We start from the raw sequence: 12,933 nt of genomic DNA, 5'->3' as shown, positions 1-12,933 counted from the left end.
AATTTACTCATAAGCACCATTATGCTTATAAATAAAGCTTAAAATTTAGCTCTGCTTTGATTCATCATCTGCATTAAATTTTGCATACCGCCTTTGCCTGAGAATTTTTTTGCCATTTTCGCAGCGTTTTCAAACTGCTTGATATAGCGATTTACTTCCATTTGAGAAAGTCCTGCTCCAGCAGCTATCCTACGTTTTCTGGCATTATTAAGCAGGCTAGGATTTTGCCTTTCTTTTGGAGTCATTGAGCTAATCATGGCCTTCATATGAAGCATTTGGCTTGAGTTTTCAAGATCAAGGTCTTTTACAGCATTTGCCATAGAACTCATACCCGGTATCATACCAAGTAAAGACTTCATACTGCCGAGTTTATTGATACTTTGAAGCTGCTCTAAGAAATCATTAAAATTAAACTCGCCTTTTTTGATCTTTTGATTGAGCTTTTTTGCTTCTTTTTCATCAATCACAGCCGCTGTTTTTTCAGCCAAGCTTGCTAAATCGCCCTCACCCATGATACGCCCAACTATACGATCAGGGATAAAAAGCTCTAAATCAGCTACTTTTTCGCCAACACCAACAAATCTTAAAGGCACTCCGCTTTGATGTGCTATACCTAAAGCAACCCCACCCTTAGTATCTGCATCAAATTTAGATAAGATCACACCGCTTAAGCTTAAAGCTTCATTAAAGCTCATCGCCGTTTTAACCCCATCTTGCCCACTCATAGCATCAGCCACATAAAAAATCTCATCAGGATTTAAAGCTGCTTTAATATCTTTTAGCTCTTTCATCAAGGCTTCATCTATAGCTAAACGTCCAGCCGTATCCACAAGCAAGACATCATAATTTGCACTTTGCGCCTTTTTTAAAGCTTGCTGGGCTACTTTTAAGGCATTGCTTTCATCTTCTATATAAAATAAATCAAAATCATTTGCCTCACAAAGCTGTTTGAGCTGCTCAACAGCAGCCAAACGTTGCAAATCACATGCTGCGATTAGGACTTTTTTATGGCGAAGTTTAAGATAGTGAGCAAGTTTTGCTGTGCTTGTGGTTTTACCACCACCTTGCAAGCCTGTCATTAAGACTATGGTTGGGGGATTTGAAGCAAAAACAAAGCCTTGTTTTTTACCAGTGAGGCTAAGAATTTTTTCAAGATTGCTTTTAATGGCTTTTAAAAATTGATTTTGTCCTATACCATGTGTTTTTAAGTCATTTTCGATTAAAAGCAAAAGTTCTTTGACGACTTTATGATGCACATCAGCTTTTAAAAGGCTCTTTTTAAGGCTTTCAAGGGCGTTTTTTAAGGCTTTTTCATCATCAACAAAACGCAATTTACTCACAGCAGTTTTAAAAGAATCACTAATTATCTCAAACAAAATTCTACCTCAGTTCAATTTAAAATGCTTATTGTATAAAAAAAATGCTTTAAATGCCTTTAAAAAGCAAAATTTTTTAAATCAAAATCAAAAGCCCCAAAGCTCTTGTCTAAATCAGCCTTAAACTCATAGTCAAAAATAGCTATTTTATAGCTATGCAAATACATACGAGCTGCTTTTGAATGTGCGTATTTTTCATCACCCACAACGCCGTGTTTGATAAAAGCAGCATGAAGTCTTATCTGGTGCGTTCTGCCTGTAAGAATTTGCACTCTAGTAAGGGTTTTTTTAGCACTTAGCATTAAAGGCGTAAAAATACTAGTGGCACTAAGTCCATCTTTGCTGATCTTACTTAAAGCACCTTGCTTATTTTTAAGGGTTAAAATAGGCTCATTAACTTCTAATTCTTGAGCTAAAATACCCTCAAGTATAGCAATATACTCTTTTTTTACCCTTTGTTTTTTGTATTCTTGTATAGCTTTTTGACGAAAATCCTCATCTTTGCACAACAAAATCACTCCACTTGTTTCTTTATCAAGGCGGTTTAAAAGCTTAGCCTTATATTCTTTTTCTAAGCTCTCACTCACTAAGGCAAAGGGCTTATTTAAGGCGATGATTTTATCATCCTCAAAGATGAGTTTTGCTTTTGTAGCTTGTATGATCTTAAATTTACTTTTTAAGGGCAAAAGTTCTCTTGCAATGCTGAGTTTTTTATTGCCCACAAAAACAAGTCCGCTGTCTATGAGCTCTTTGGCCTGATTGTTTGAAATTTTTTCTTGCAGGGCAAGGAGTTTATAGGCTTTTTCTTGCATGAATACCTTCTTTTATATTTGCTTGTATGCTTGAGATGATGGGCTCAAGGCTAAGTTCATCTTTGATCTTGCTTGGGTTTAATTTTGAATGAATGAGCGTATTTAAGTCCTTAGGATCTTCACAAAAATATACATTTTCAACATGCTTATAAAGGGGAATTTGATTGTGTATATGTGTGCCTGAGATGAGAATTTTTTGAAAATGAGCGATTTCTATAGGATTGTGTCCGCCTATACCTTTGAGAAAGGAACCGCAAAGTACGCTTATATCACAGATTGCATAAAAATTAACAAGCTCACCTAAGGTATCAATAAGCAAAACATCACTTTGAATGCATGAGCTTTTAAGCTCGCTTAAACAAGCAAAGTTTAAATTATGCCTTAAAGCATACTCTTTTAAAAGCTCTTTAACCTTATCAAAACGTTCTGGATGACGCGGGGCGAGACAAAGTATCTCATCTTCTTCTAGTTTAAGATTTTGAAGCAAAAGTTCTTCTTCGCCCTCGTGTGTGCTGGCAAATAAAATAAGCTTTTTATTATCTTGTTTTTCATAGTTTTTGTTAAGCTGTGGCTTTAAAGCGGCTTTGATATTGAAAAACTCGTGTACATTTTTTGCACCCAAGCTTTCAAGTCTTGCTTTGTCAGCCTTACTTTGAGCAAAAACCTCATCGATGTATGAAAAGATTTTTTTATAAAAAAAGGCAAATTTTTGGTATTTTGCAAAAGAAGGCTCTGAAATTCTTGCGTTTATAAGTATGATTTTTGCTCCTTTTAGTTTTGCAATACACACAAGCATAAGCCAAAGTTCAGCCTCAAAAATCACTAAAACCTTACAAGGTTTAAGCCAAAAAGGGATAAAAATTTCAAAGGCAAGATAATTAAGCTTTTTGCAAAAGCTTTGTGCTTCTTCAAAACCTGTTTGAGTGATGGTTGTGATACGAGAATCAAAATTTATGGCAAGCTCTTTAATGCTTTTAACTTCTCCAAAAGAACAAGCATGAAAATGCACGCTAGCTTCATCTTGATGAAGATTTTTGTATAAAAAAAATCGCGCCTTAAAGCTTTGCTTGTATTTTTCTTTACAAAAACTCAATACCAACAAAGGTAAGGCACAAAGGGCATAAATCAAGCAAAGTAAAGCATAATAAAATAAGATCAACTCAAGCTTTCAGCTACTTCTTTTTGATTTTTTTCGCTTTTTTCTGGGCTTTCATCTTTGTATAAAATACGACCACAATGCGGGCAGGTAACGATTTCTTCGCCTTTTTGCACGGCTAAGTAAGTCTTATCATAAATTTTCATAAAGCAACCATAACAAGCTTGCTTTTTTACCGGCACAACGGCTGAGTTTTTTGCCCATTTGCGAATTTTTTCATAAAAGCTGAGAATTTTTTGATTCATTGTGCTTGTGAGCTTGCTTTTCTTTTCATAAATGAGGTTTCGCTCTTTTTCAAGCTCTTTCATTTTGCTTGCTACTTCAGCATTGATATCCACAAGTAAGGCTTGTTCTTTTTTAATTTGTTCTTGAAGCTCTTGTTTAAGGCTTTCTTTAGACTCTAAAATTTTATCAAGTTTGATTATATCATCATTTGCAGCATCAAGTTGCTCTTTGACTATATCTTCTTCGATTTTTAAAGCGTTGAGTTCTTTTTCAGTTTTAATACTGGCTGATTTTTTGCTGATATCTTTAAGACGTTCTGAAAACTCTGTTATATGGAGATTATTTTGATTTTGTTCGAGTTTTATAGTTTTAATCTCTTCATCAAGCTTTAAGCAATCTTCATCAAATTTGGCTATTTTAAGATGAGTGTCTTTTAAGATTTTGTTTGCTTGCGTGATCTTAGGTTCAAACTCGTCAAGTTCTTTATCCACTTGCGATAAGGCTACAAGTTGCTCTAGGTATTTATTCATCGAATTTTCCTTAAAAATATTGAAATGGATTTTTGCAAACTGATATTATAGCGTTTATAGGCAAACTTTGCAAGTGTTTTGCCAAAGAATTTGCAAAACAAATTTCGCTTTCATAATGTTTGATATCTATCAAAGAAAGCTTATTTGCCAAAGCTTGACAAGCTTGATGATACTTAAAATCTCCACTTAAAAAACAATCTGCTTTCACAAAAGGGATTAAATCCCCTCCACTACCCGTGCAAATTGCAAGTCTTTTAAGCTCTTTTTTGCCCGCAAAGCTAGTATGAATTTGCTTTAAATCAAGCCTTAGTTTAAGATGAGCAATAAGCTCATCAAAGCTTAACTCACAATCTACATAAGCTAAAAAGCCTTCTTTAAAACTAAGCTTAAAACCTAGAATTTCTTCTACAAAATACGCATTTAAATGGCTTTTATCATAATTTGTATGCATAGAAATCAAGGCTATATTTTTACGTATCATTTCTTTTATAAAAGCTCTTGGATAGGCGTTTGAGCCAAGTTCTTTTAAGCCCTTAAAGATCAAAGGATGATGGGTGATAAAAAGCGAGTTTGGCTGGGCTTTTTCAAGTAAATTTTCATCTATATCAAGGCTAAGATAAACCGTATTGATCTCATTATCAGCGTTGCCAAGCAAAAGTCCGCTATTATCCCAAGCTTCTTGGGTATCAAAGGGGCTAAGCTTATCTAAAAAAGCATAAATTTCACTCAGCTTCATTTAAGCTTTCTTGATATACCAAAGCACATTGCTTTGAAAGTTCTCTAATTTTAAGCATATAATCTTGTCTTTGAGCCACAGAAATAGCTCCTCTTGCATCAAGCAAATTAAAAGTATGAGCTGCAAGCAAACAATAATCATACGCTGGTAGAGCAAAACCTGCCTCAAGCACACTTTTACACTCCTCATAAGCGTTTTGAAACTGGATATTTAGCCTTTCAACCGAGCTTAATTCAAAGCTGTATTTGCTAAACTCAAATTCATTTTGTTTATGCACATCGCCATAAGTAATGATTTTACCATTAAATTCATTCCATACTATATCAAACACATTGTTTTTATCTTGCAAATACATAGCCAAACGCTCAAGCCCATAAGTGATCTCAGCACTAACTTGCTTTACTGCAAAGCCTCCAACTTGCTGAAAATAAGTAAATTGCGTAACTTCCATACCATCAAGCCACACTTCCCAACCCAAACCCCAAGCTCCAAGACTTGGACTTTCCCAATTATCCTCAACAAAACGAATATCATGATTTTTTAGATCAAAACCTAAGCTTTCAAGGCTTTTAAGATAAAGTTCTTGGATATTATCAGGGCTTGGTTTGATTAAGACTTGAAATTGATAATACGCCCCCAAGCGATTTGGATTATCCCCATAACGCCCATCTGCGGGTCTTCTTGAAGGAGCGACATAAGCAGCCGCCCAAGGCTTAGAACTTAAACTTCTTAAAAAAGTAGCTGGATGAAAAGTGCCTGCTCCAGCTGGAAAATCATAAGGCTGAACGATAACACAGCCTTGTTTTTGCCAAAAATCTTGCAGAGTTAAAATGATTTGAGAAAAAGTCATACTTCGCCCTTTGGTTCAGGTTGAATATTTGTTTTATTTTCAGAAGTAGTGCTTTGATTAGAGTTTGTAGGATTTGAAGCACCTGCATTTAAAGTCGCATTTTCAACAGCTTTTAAAGCCGCTGTACCAGTGAAATTATCCACAGCTTTATTCCACATCAGCTTATATTTTCTTTTCATAAACTCAAGTTCTTCCATAGTATGCTTAAGTTGCGAGTTTAAGCTATCTATAACCTTTCTGTCTTCATCATACAACTCTTGCATAGAATAAAGCGCGTCTTTTAAGAATTTATTTTCCCCTTTTAATGCATCTAAAGTCTCATCTTTAGCGTCTAAAACCTTTTCATGCAAATTTAAAATCGTGCCTATAGTCTTTTCAACAAAGCTTTCTCCAGCTAAGCTCATAGAACTTACCACGCTTGTTTTGTCCTTAGAGCTTGGAACAACAGAAAAAGTGCCTTGATGGGCTTCTATATAAATTTTGCCATCTTCTTCTTTGAAATTCAAAGTATTATTTGCCATCATGGATTTTACCACATCTTCATTTAAATGCACGAGTTTGCAAAACTCATCAAGTTCTAGATATGCTTGCATCATTTTTCCTTTTTTTTAAATTCTTACTTCAACACTAAGGCTATCGCTAATGAGCTTTTCTTCTTGGGCTTTTCTATCTTCAAGCAAAGCTTTTGCAAGCCTTTCATCATTTAAGGCTAAAATTTGAGCTGCTAAAATCGCAGCATTGATAGCTCCAGCCTTTCCAACAGCTAGGGTTGCTACAGGTATACCACTTGGCATTTGCAAAGTAGAAAACACACTATCCATAGAGGCTAAATTTGAGCCAGGCATTGGCACACCTAAAACAGGTTTAGTTGTATGTGCTGCAAGCGCTCCGGCTAAATGAGCCGCCATGCCAGCTGCAGCGATAAAAACCTTTGCACCTTTTTGTTCAGCTTCCTTGATATACTCACTTGTTCTTTTTGGGCTTCTATGTGCTGAAGTGATGATGAGTTCGTATTTTATGCCAAATTTTTCAAGTGTATTTGCAGCCTCTTTCATCACCTCATAATCACTCTTACTTCCCATAACTATGCTTACAAAGTTCATATTATTTCCTTTCTTAAAAAGCTAAATTCAGGCAGCTTGCTTGGCATTTTAATCTCATTTTCATTACCGCTGTGGATTTCTTTAAATTCTTTATTGTTTTTTGCTATAAGTTTTTTAAACTCAACAAAATATCGATCATTTTCCTTAAAAATCACACCAAATTCATTATCTACAGGCTCTATCTTGCTTTCAAGTGGGGCTAAAATTTCATAGCTTTGACAAGGCTTGATCTTACCCTTGCACTTAAAAAACTCTCCATCTTCACTAAAGGCTTCTACTTGATGAGAGCCAAGCTCTAAACTTGAATGATGATTTTGTGTATCAGCTTTTTCATAGGCTCTTGAGATTAAGTAGCCGTCTGTAAAACCTCTATTTTTTAAGGTGTGAATTTCAGTTTCATATTTTTGGGCTTGAAACTCACCTTTTAACACATCTTCAATCGCCATTTTATAAGTCCTTGTCGTTAAAGCCACATAATACTCACTTTTTGTTCTACCCTCTATCTTAAAAGCATTTACGCATTCTTCTTTCATAATCTTTTCTATGTGCGAGCTTAAATTTAAATCCTTTGAATTAAAAATATGCGTGCCATTTTCATCTTCTTCAAGGCGAAACAAAACCCCATTTTCTGGATTTTTAGCATAAAGCTCATAAGAAAAACGGCAATCATTAGCACAAGAGCCTCTATTGCTCATACGCCCACTTTGCACTGAGCTAATCAAACAGCGTCCAGAATACGCAAAGCACATAGAACCATGCACAAAGGCTTCAAGCTCAAGTTTAGGACAATGCTCTTTAATGATCTTTGCATCTTTAAGTCCAAGTTCTCTTGCGATGACTATCCTTTTTGCGCCCAAATCCTCATAAGCCTTAGCATCAAGATAGTTTAAGATATTAGCTTGAGTTGAAACATGTAAATTAATCTCAGGAGCAAGCTCTTTAACCAAACGCATAGCCCCGATAGAAGCAACGATAAAAGCATCTGGCTTCATTTCTTTAAGCCTAAGTATATGCCTTTTTAAGCCTTCTATTTGAGCACTTAAATGAAAACCATTTATAGTAACAAAAATTTTTTTACCCAAATCATGGGTGTAACGTATCGCCTCTTCAAAGCTTTCATAGTCAAATTCTTTTGCCGCACGAGAGCGTAAAGAAAAATGATTTACCCCAGCATAAACAGCGTCAGCTCCATAAGCTAAGGCTATTTTAAGCTTAGAAAAATTTCCTGCTGGAGCAACGATCTCAGGCTTGATCACTTTTTTGCCCTAGGCTTGTGATTAAGGCTTCTATATCATCATTGCTTACCACATTTTCAGTCGAGTCGCCATTAATATGCACTGCTGAGCCTACGCGTTTACTATCATCAATCTTACCTTCAAATAAAGAACTCATATAACGATTTAAGGCGCGCATAACATTAATCACTCTTTCGATTTTTTGTCGATGTATGTCTTGATACTGCATCGCATCCATCGCCATCATCGCTTCATCTTGTCCAGCCTCAAGCCATTCGGTGATTTGAGAACTGATACTTTGACTGCTTTGATTGCTTTGTAAAGCTTGCTGAAAGGTTTGAACATTTGGAAATTTTTCACTTAGAATGGAAAAAATTTCTATATTTTTCTTAAAGATTGCGTCAAGTTGTTTGAGTGATTTTTCTGAATTTGAGAAATGATTACTCATGATTTCAAGCCTATCAAGCTGCTCAATAGCCTTTTCTTCACTATCTCTAGTTACATCATCAAGCTGATGAACAACCTTGTGTTCTTGATTTGGCGGTGGAGGGGGCCAAGCGATGTGTGATGAGGATTTATAATCTTGTGATTTTATACCATCTACTATATCACCATACGCTGTTTTATGATCTGAATCGTCTTGGGCTTGTTCCTTTTGGGAGTTGAGTTCATCAATATTTACCTTTTCCTCGTTGCCCATCAAAACATCAAGTTCTTCTTGAGTCATTTCTTTTCCTTAAAAACTGCATTAAATGCAATTTTTTATATTTTTTAGCAATGTAATTATATTCAAAATTTTTAAAATATCAAATAAAAATATGCAAAACTTCACAAAAAGCTTTTTATTATTTAATTTATAAAGCAATTATCTTTGTTTTTTGGTTTTTATAGCGATAAAATAATTATTTATTATTTTGAATATATTTTTTTTATTAATTTAAGCTTAATTAAATAATTTTATGATACAATTTCTTTGATTTAAATTTTGAAGGAGAAAAAATGGGAAAATTTGTAAAAAGTGTCGATGATTTTTTTGATTTTTGCAAAAAAAATGAAGTTGCCTTTGTGGATTTTAGATTCACTGATATGATAGGCACTTGGCACCACATCACTTACAATATCCATGCGATTAAAAAAGATCATTTTGAAGAAGGAATTCCTTTTGATGGTAGCTCTATAGAAGGTTGGCAGCCCATTGAAAAATCAGATATGATCTTAAAACCAGACGCACAAAGTGCTTTTTTAGACCCCTTTACAGCTGATATTACTATCATTGTATTTTGTGATGTATATGATATTTATAAGGGACAAATGTATGAAAAATGCCCAAGAAGTATAGCTAAAAAAGCTATGGCATATCTTGAGGAAAGCGGTGTTGCTGATACAGCGTATTTTGGACCAGAAAATGAATTTTTTGTCTTTGATAGCGTGAGGATAGTAGATAATATCCATTGTGCAAAGTATGAGATAGACACTGAAGAAGGCGAATGGAATGATGATAAAGACTATGTAGATGGCTATAACACAGGACATCGCCCACGCACTAAGGGAGGATATTTTCCGGTTCAGCCGATTGATAGCATGGTGGATTTAAGAGCTGAGATGGTGCAAACTCTTGAAAAAGTAGGACTTACAACCTTTGTTCATCACCACGAGGTTGCTCAAGGACAAGGTGAAATAGGCATAAATTTTGGCACCCTTGTTGAAGCTGCTGATAATGTGCAAATTTACAAATATGTCGTAAGAATGGTTGCTCATCTTAACGGCAAAACTGCAACTTTTATGCCAAAACCACTTTATGGAGACAATGGAAATGGTATGCATGTGCATATGAGCCTTTGGAAAAATGGAGTGAATTTGTTTTATGATAAGGCAGGCTATGGCGGGCTTAGTCAAACGGCAATTCATTATATAGGTGGAGTTTTAGCTCACGCAAGAAGCGTAGCAGCTTTTACGAATCCAAGTTCAAACTCTTATAAACGTTTAATTCCTGGCTTTGAAGCACCTTCGATTTTAACTTATTCTTGTCAAAACCGCTCGGCAAGTTGTCGCGTGCCTTATGGTATAGGCAAAAACTCAGCGCGTATTGAAATGCGTTTTCCAGATAGCACCTCTTGTCCGTATTTAGCCTTTGTAAGCTTGCTTATGGCTGGACTTGATGGCATTAAAAATAAAACTATTCCAGTTGGACCTATGGATGAAAATCTTTTTGAACTGACTCTTGATGAGATTAGAGAAAAAGGTATAGAACAGCTCCCACACACCCTAAGAGGAAGCCTAGAAGCTCTAATCCGTCACAATGCTTACTTAAAGCCTGTGATGAGTGATACTTTTATCGATGATTATCAGCACCTTAAATTTCAAACCCAAGTGTGGCCTGTGGAAGCTCGCCCAACAGCATACGAGTTTAAAACCTGCTATTCTTGCTAGTTTTTCAGCTTCTCAAAGACTTTCAAGCCTAAATTTTGGGTTTGAAAGTTTTAAGCAAAATTTTGCTATACTTAGAGTTATTTACTTTATACTAAAAGGAACAAATATGAACTGTCATTTATGCGAACAAAAGGCTGAAGCAAAAGCTTTATTTAGCCTTGATGAAGTTGTTGTTAGCTCTGGTGAGCTAAGTCGTGAAGCTATGGGGGGGGGGCATTGAAAAGGCGCGAATTCATCTTGTTCAGTGTATGAATTGTGCTTTTGTTTATAATCAAAGCTTTGATTTAGCTCAAATTCAAAAATCCTACTCCTCAGCAAACTATCTCTCAAGAAAAATCGTCTCAGCTTCAATGAACAAAACCATACTTGCGATTAAAGAACGGATTTTAAGTCTTACAGGCAAGGAAGCTGTATTTTTAGAAGTTGCACCTGGGAGTGGGGATTTGGCTGCAAATTTAGCCCTTGATGCTCGCTTTATCTATACTATCGATCCTTCTGTTGTCTCATTAGAAGTATCAAAACTTGGTAACGCAAAACACATACAAGGCTTTTTTGAAACCCAAAAAATCAAACCTATACTCGAGCATAAGGTTGATTGTGTGATTTTTAGGCATTTACTTGAACATATTTATACGCCAGCTTTATTTTTAAAAGAAGTGGTTGATTTACTTGAAGAAAATGGGCTTATCTATGTTGAGGTGCCTAATATTGATGAATTTATAGACAATAAACGTTTTTATGAAATTTTTAATGATCATTGTGGATATTATCAAAAAAGTGTACTTATAAATCATCTTTCAAAGCTTGGTTGTGAGCTTATAGATGAGCTGTTTTTATATGAAAATCAACATATGGGCTTATTTTTTAAAAAGAAAAAAGCCACAAAACAAACTCATCTTACTCCTTGCTTTTATGATTTTAAAAAAGACTTTGATGAAGCCATTGCTAGACTTAATGATGAGCTTAAAGCATATTCAAACATAGCTATATACGGAGCTGGAGCACATGCAAATTCGCTTCTTTGCTTTCTTAGTAAGCAAAATTTAGCTAATATTCAACTTTGTTTTGATTTAGACAGTCGAAAACAAGGCAGGTTTTTACAGCACTCAAATATAGCCATCAAAGAACCAACTTTAGAGCATTTGCAAGATGTCAAAGCCCTTATCATTGCTGCGCCACTTTATGAAGAAGAAATATGCAAATATATAGTCAAGTTAGGCTTTAAAGGTAAAATTATCAAAACAAGGATAAATTAAATCAAATTTTCTCAAGTGAAAAGCAAAACTTGAGAAAATTGTAGAGCTTAGCTTTTATTTTATTCATTTCTTAAGGTATCAAGCACATCAACTTCAGTGGCTTTTTTGGCTGGATAATACGAGCTTAAAGCCACGATTAAACCAGCTCCTATAAGTGTAAGAATAAAATCAAACATGCTTAAATCAAGTGGCAATTTACTCGAACCATACACATCAGCTGGCAAAGAGATAATATCAAAATTTCCAAGCACCCACATGGCTATAAAAGCAAGCACTACTCCAGCACAAATGCCCCCACCGCCTATTAAAGAGCCAAGTGCAAAAAAGGCTTTTTTGATCTCTTGTTTGCTTGTGCCAAGTGCGAGTAAAAGAGCGATTTCACTGCGGCGATTCATCACTATCATAAGCAAAGATGAGATGATATTTAAGCTTGCAACAAGGATAATCAGCATTAAAACTATAAATAAAGCCCTTTTTTCAAGCTCCAAAGCAGAAAATAAATTCGCATTTTGCTCCCACCAGCCAAAGACTGCAAATTCATCTCCTAAAAAGCTTTTTAAACGCTCTAAGTCCCTAAAAGCGTCATTTGAATACACATGCACGCCCTCATACACTCCATTAGGTACATTTAAAAGCTTACGCACAGCCTCAATATCCGCAAACATATAGGCTTTATCATAAAGCAAAAGTCCAGAGCTAAAGCTATACTTAACATCAAAACGTTTGGTTTGCGGGATTAAAGCTAAGCCACTTGGATTGAGATTTGAAAAGATGAGAGGAAGTTTATCATTTCTTTTAAGGCGAAATTCATCGATTAAAGCCGAGCCAGCAAGTAGATCAAAGCCTTTCAACTCCTCATCTTTTAAAGCCTCAGCCACAACCTTGTTGATCTTTTTTTCATCTTGAGAATTTACACCAAAAATGATACCACCTTCAAAGCGATTATCACCCCTTGCGATAACTTGCGTGCTTAAATAAGGACTAAAACTAAGCTCTTCAAATTCATTTTGAAGCTTGAGGATCAAGGTGTCATCAACTTGAGTGTAAAAACGAGGCAGTATGGTGAGGGGATAATTCATCACAAAAAAACGTTCTTTAAAGTCTTTATCAAAACCATTCATGATAGCCATAGCCACAAGTAAAACACAAATTCCCACACACACACCCAAAAAGGCTAAAAGCATACACAGCATGATAAAGGGCTGATCCTTATCAAAACGCAGG

General features: G+C 35.4%; 13 protein-coding genes. 2 read left to right on the top strand and 11 right to left on the bottom strand.

Going from position 1 to position 12,933, the window contains the following annotated elements; translation table 11 throughout:
* Positions 1-38: 38 nt before the first annotated feature.
* Genes ffh through CQA38_RS06200 form a run of 10 tightly spaced genes read right to left on the bottom strand, consistent with a single transcriptional unit; the run spans position 39 to position 8,750 of the window.
* The gene (gene ffh / locus CQA38_RS06245; RefSeq protein WP_137633143.1) at positions 39-1,376 is read right to left on the bottom strand and encodes a signal recognition particle protein; all 1,338 of its coding nucleotides are present in this window, start codon (positions 1,374-1,376) and stop codon (positions 39-41) included.
* Between the two features lie 59 nt (positions 1,377-1,435).
* Positions 1,436-2,188, bottom strand: coding sequence for an RluA family pseudouridine synthase (locus CQA38_RS06240; protein WP_137633142.1), 753 nt, complete (start codon positions 2,186-2,188; stop codon positions 1,436-1,438).
* Entirely contained in the window at positions 2,169-3,347 is a 1,179-nt protein-coding gene (waaA, locus tag CQA38_RS06235) for a lipid IV(A) 3-deoxy-D-manno-octulosonic acid transferase (protein ID WP_137633141.1), read from the bottom strand. The genes CQA38_RS06240 and waaA overlap by 20 nt, the downstream gene beginning before the upstream one ends.
* Positions 3,344-4,099: a zinc ribbon domain-containing protein gene (locus CQA38_RS06230; RefSeq protein ID WP_137633140.1), complete on the bottom strand. Its 756-nt coding sequence runs from the start codon at positions 4,097-4,099 to the stop codon at positions 3,344-3,346. Before CQA38_RS06230 ends, waaA begins: the two co-directional genes overlap by 4 nt.
* Before the next feature lie 10 nt (positions 4,100-4,109).
* Positions 4,110-4,835, bottom strand: a complete 726-nt coding sequence (locus tag CQA38_RS06225) for a Nif3-like dinuclear metal center hexameric protein (RefSeq protein ID WP_137633139.1) — start codon at positions 4,833-4,835, stop codon at positions 4,110-4,112.
* Positions 4,822-5,685: a glycine--tRNA ligase subunit alpha gene (glyQ, locus tag CQA38_RS06220; RefSeq protein WP_137633138.1), complete on the bottom strand. Its 864-nt coding sequence runs from the start codon at positions 5,683-5,685 to the stop codon at positions 4,822-4,824. Before glyQ ends, CQA38_RS06225 begins: the two co-directional genes overlap by 14 nt.
* Positions 5,682-6,278: a DUF3972 domain-containing protein gene (locus tag CQA38_RS06215; protein ID WP_137633137.1), complete on the bottom strand. Its 597-nt coding sequence runs from the start codon at positions 6,276-6,278 to the stop codon at positions 5,682-5,684. The genes glyQ and CQA38_RS06215 overlap by 4 nt, the downstream gene beginning before the upstream one ends.
* Before the next feature lie 15 nt (positions 6,279-6,293).
* Positions 6,294-6,788, bottom strand: a complete 495-nt coding sequence (gene purE / locus CQA38_RS06210; protein ID WP_137633136.1) for a 5-(carboxyamino)imidazole ribonucleotide mutase — start codon at positions 6,786-6,788, stop codon at positions 6,294-6,296.
* Positions 6,785-8,044 (bottom strand): peptidase U32 family protein, encoded by a 1,260-nt coding sequence (locus tag CQA38_RS06205; protein WP_137633135.1) that lies wholly within the window; start codon positions 8,042-8,044, stop codon positions 6,785-6,787. The genes purE and CQA38_RS06205 overlap by 4 nt, the downstream gene beginning before the upstream one ends.
* Positions 8,031-8,750 carry a chemotaxis protein gene (locus tag CQA38_RS06200; RefSeq protein WP_137633134.1) on the bottom strand — a complete coding sequence of 240 codons (720 nt, stop codon included), beginning with the start codon at positions 8,748-8,750 and terminating at the stop codon, positions 8,031-8,033. Before CQA38_RS06200 ends, CQA38_RS06205 begins: the two co-directional genes overlap by 14 nt.
* Positions 8,751-9,022: 272 nt before the next feature.
* On the opposite strand from CQA38_RS06200, the gene glnA reads away from it, so the two are divergent.
* Together glnA and CQA38_RS06190 are read left to right on the top strand one after the other, a co-directional pair.
* The gene (gene glnA / locus CQA38_RS06195) at positions 9,023-10,453 is read left to right on the top strand and encodes a type I glutamate--ammonia ligase (protein ID WP_137633133.1); all 1,431 of its coding nucleotides are present in this window, start codon (positions 9,023-9,025) and stop codon (positions 10,451-10,453) included.
* A gap of 194 nt (positions 10,454-10,647) precedes the next feature.
* Entirely contained in the window at positions 10,648-11,709 is a 1,062-nt protein-coding gene (locus CQA38_RS06190; RefSeq protein ID WP_249355216.1) for a methyltransferase domain-containing protein, read from the top strand.
* A 59-nt stretch (positions 11,710-11,768) separates the two neighbouring features.
* Here CQA38_RS06190 and CQA38_RS06185 read toward each other — a convergent pair whose 3' ends face one another.
* Positions 11,769-12,902 carry an ABC transporter permease gene (locus CQA38_RS06185; protein ID WP_249355230.1) on the bottom strand — a complete coding sequence of 378 codons (1,134 nt, stop codon included), beginning with the start codon at positions 12,900-12,902 and terminating at the stop codon, positions 11,769-11,771.
* Positions 12,903-12,933: the final 31 nt, after the last annotated feature.

This window comes from Campylobacter sp. MIT 12-5580 (assembly GCF_005406235.1).
Taxonomy (GTDB): domain Bacteria; phylum Campylobacterota; class Campylobacteria; order Campylobacterales; family Campylobacteraceae; genus Campylobacter_D.
This window is presented reverse-complemented; position numbering and strand designations above follow the sequence as displayed.

What these genes read in the sequence shown, in the direction of transcription:
- CQA38_RS06240 (WP_137633142.1), bottom strand. Translation starts at nt 2,188, where the DNA reads ATGCAAGAAAAAGCCTATAAACTCCTTGCCCTGCAAGAAAAAATTTCA.
- CQA38_RS06230 (WP_137633140.1), bottom strand. Translation starts at nt 4,099, where the DNA reads ATGAATAAATACCTAGAGCAACTTGTAGCCTTATCGCAAGTGGATAAA.
- CQA38_RS06225 (WP_137633139.1), bottom strand. Translation starts at nt 4,835, where the DNA reads ATGAAGCTGAGTGAAATTTATGCTTTTTTAGATAAGCTTAGCCCCTTT.
- glyQ (WP_137633138.1), bottom strand. Translation starts at nt 5,685, where the DNA reads ATGACTTTTTCTCAAATCATTTTAACTCTGCAAGATTTTTGGCAAAAA.
- CQA38_RS06215 (WP_137633137.1), bottom strand. Translation starts at nt 6,278, where the DNA reads ATGCAAGCATATCTAGAACTTGATGAGTTTTGCAAACTCGTGCATTTA.
- purE (WP_137633136.1), bottom strand. Translation starts at nt 6,788, where the DNA reads ATGAACTTTGTAAGCATAGTTATGGGAAGTAAGAGTGATTATGAGGTG.
- CQA38_RS06200 (WP_137633134.1), bottom strand. Translation starts at nt 8,750, where the DNA reads ATGACTCAAGAAGAACTTGATGTTTTGATGGGCAACGAGGAAAAGGTA.
- glnA (WP_137633133.1), top strand. Translation starts at nt 9,023, where the DNA reads ATGGGAAAATTTGTAAAAAGTGTCGATGATTTTTTTGATTTTTGCAAA.
- CQA38_RS06185 (WP_249355230.1), bottom strand. Translation starts at nt 12,902, where the DNA reads ATGCTGTGTATGCTTTTAGCCTTTTTGGGTGTGTGTGTGGGAATTTGT.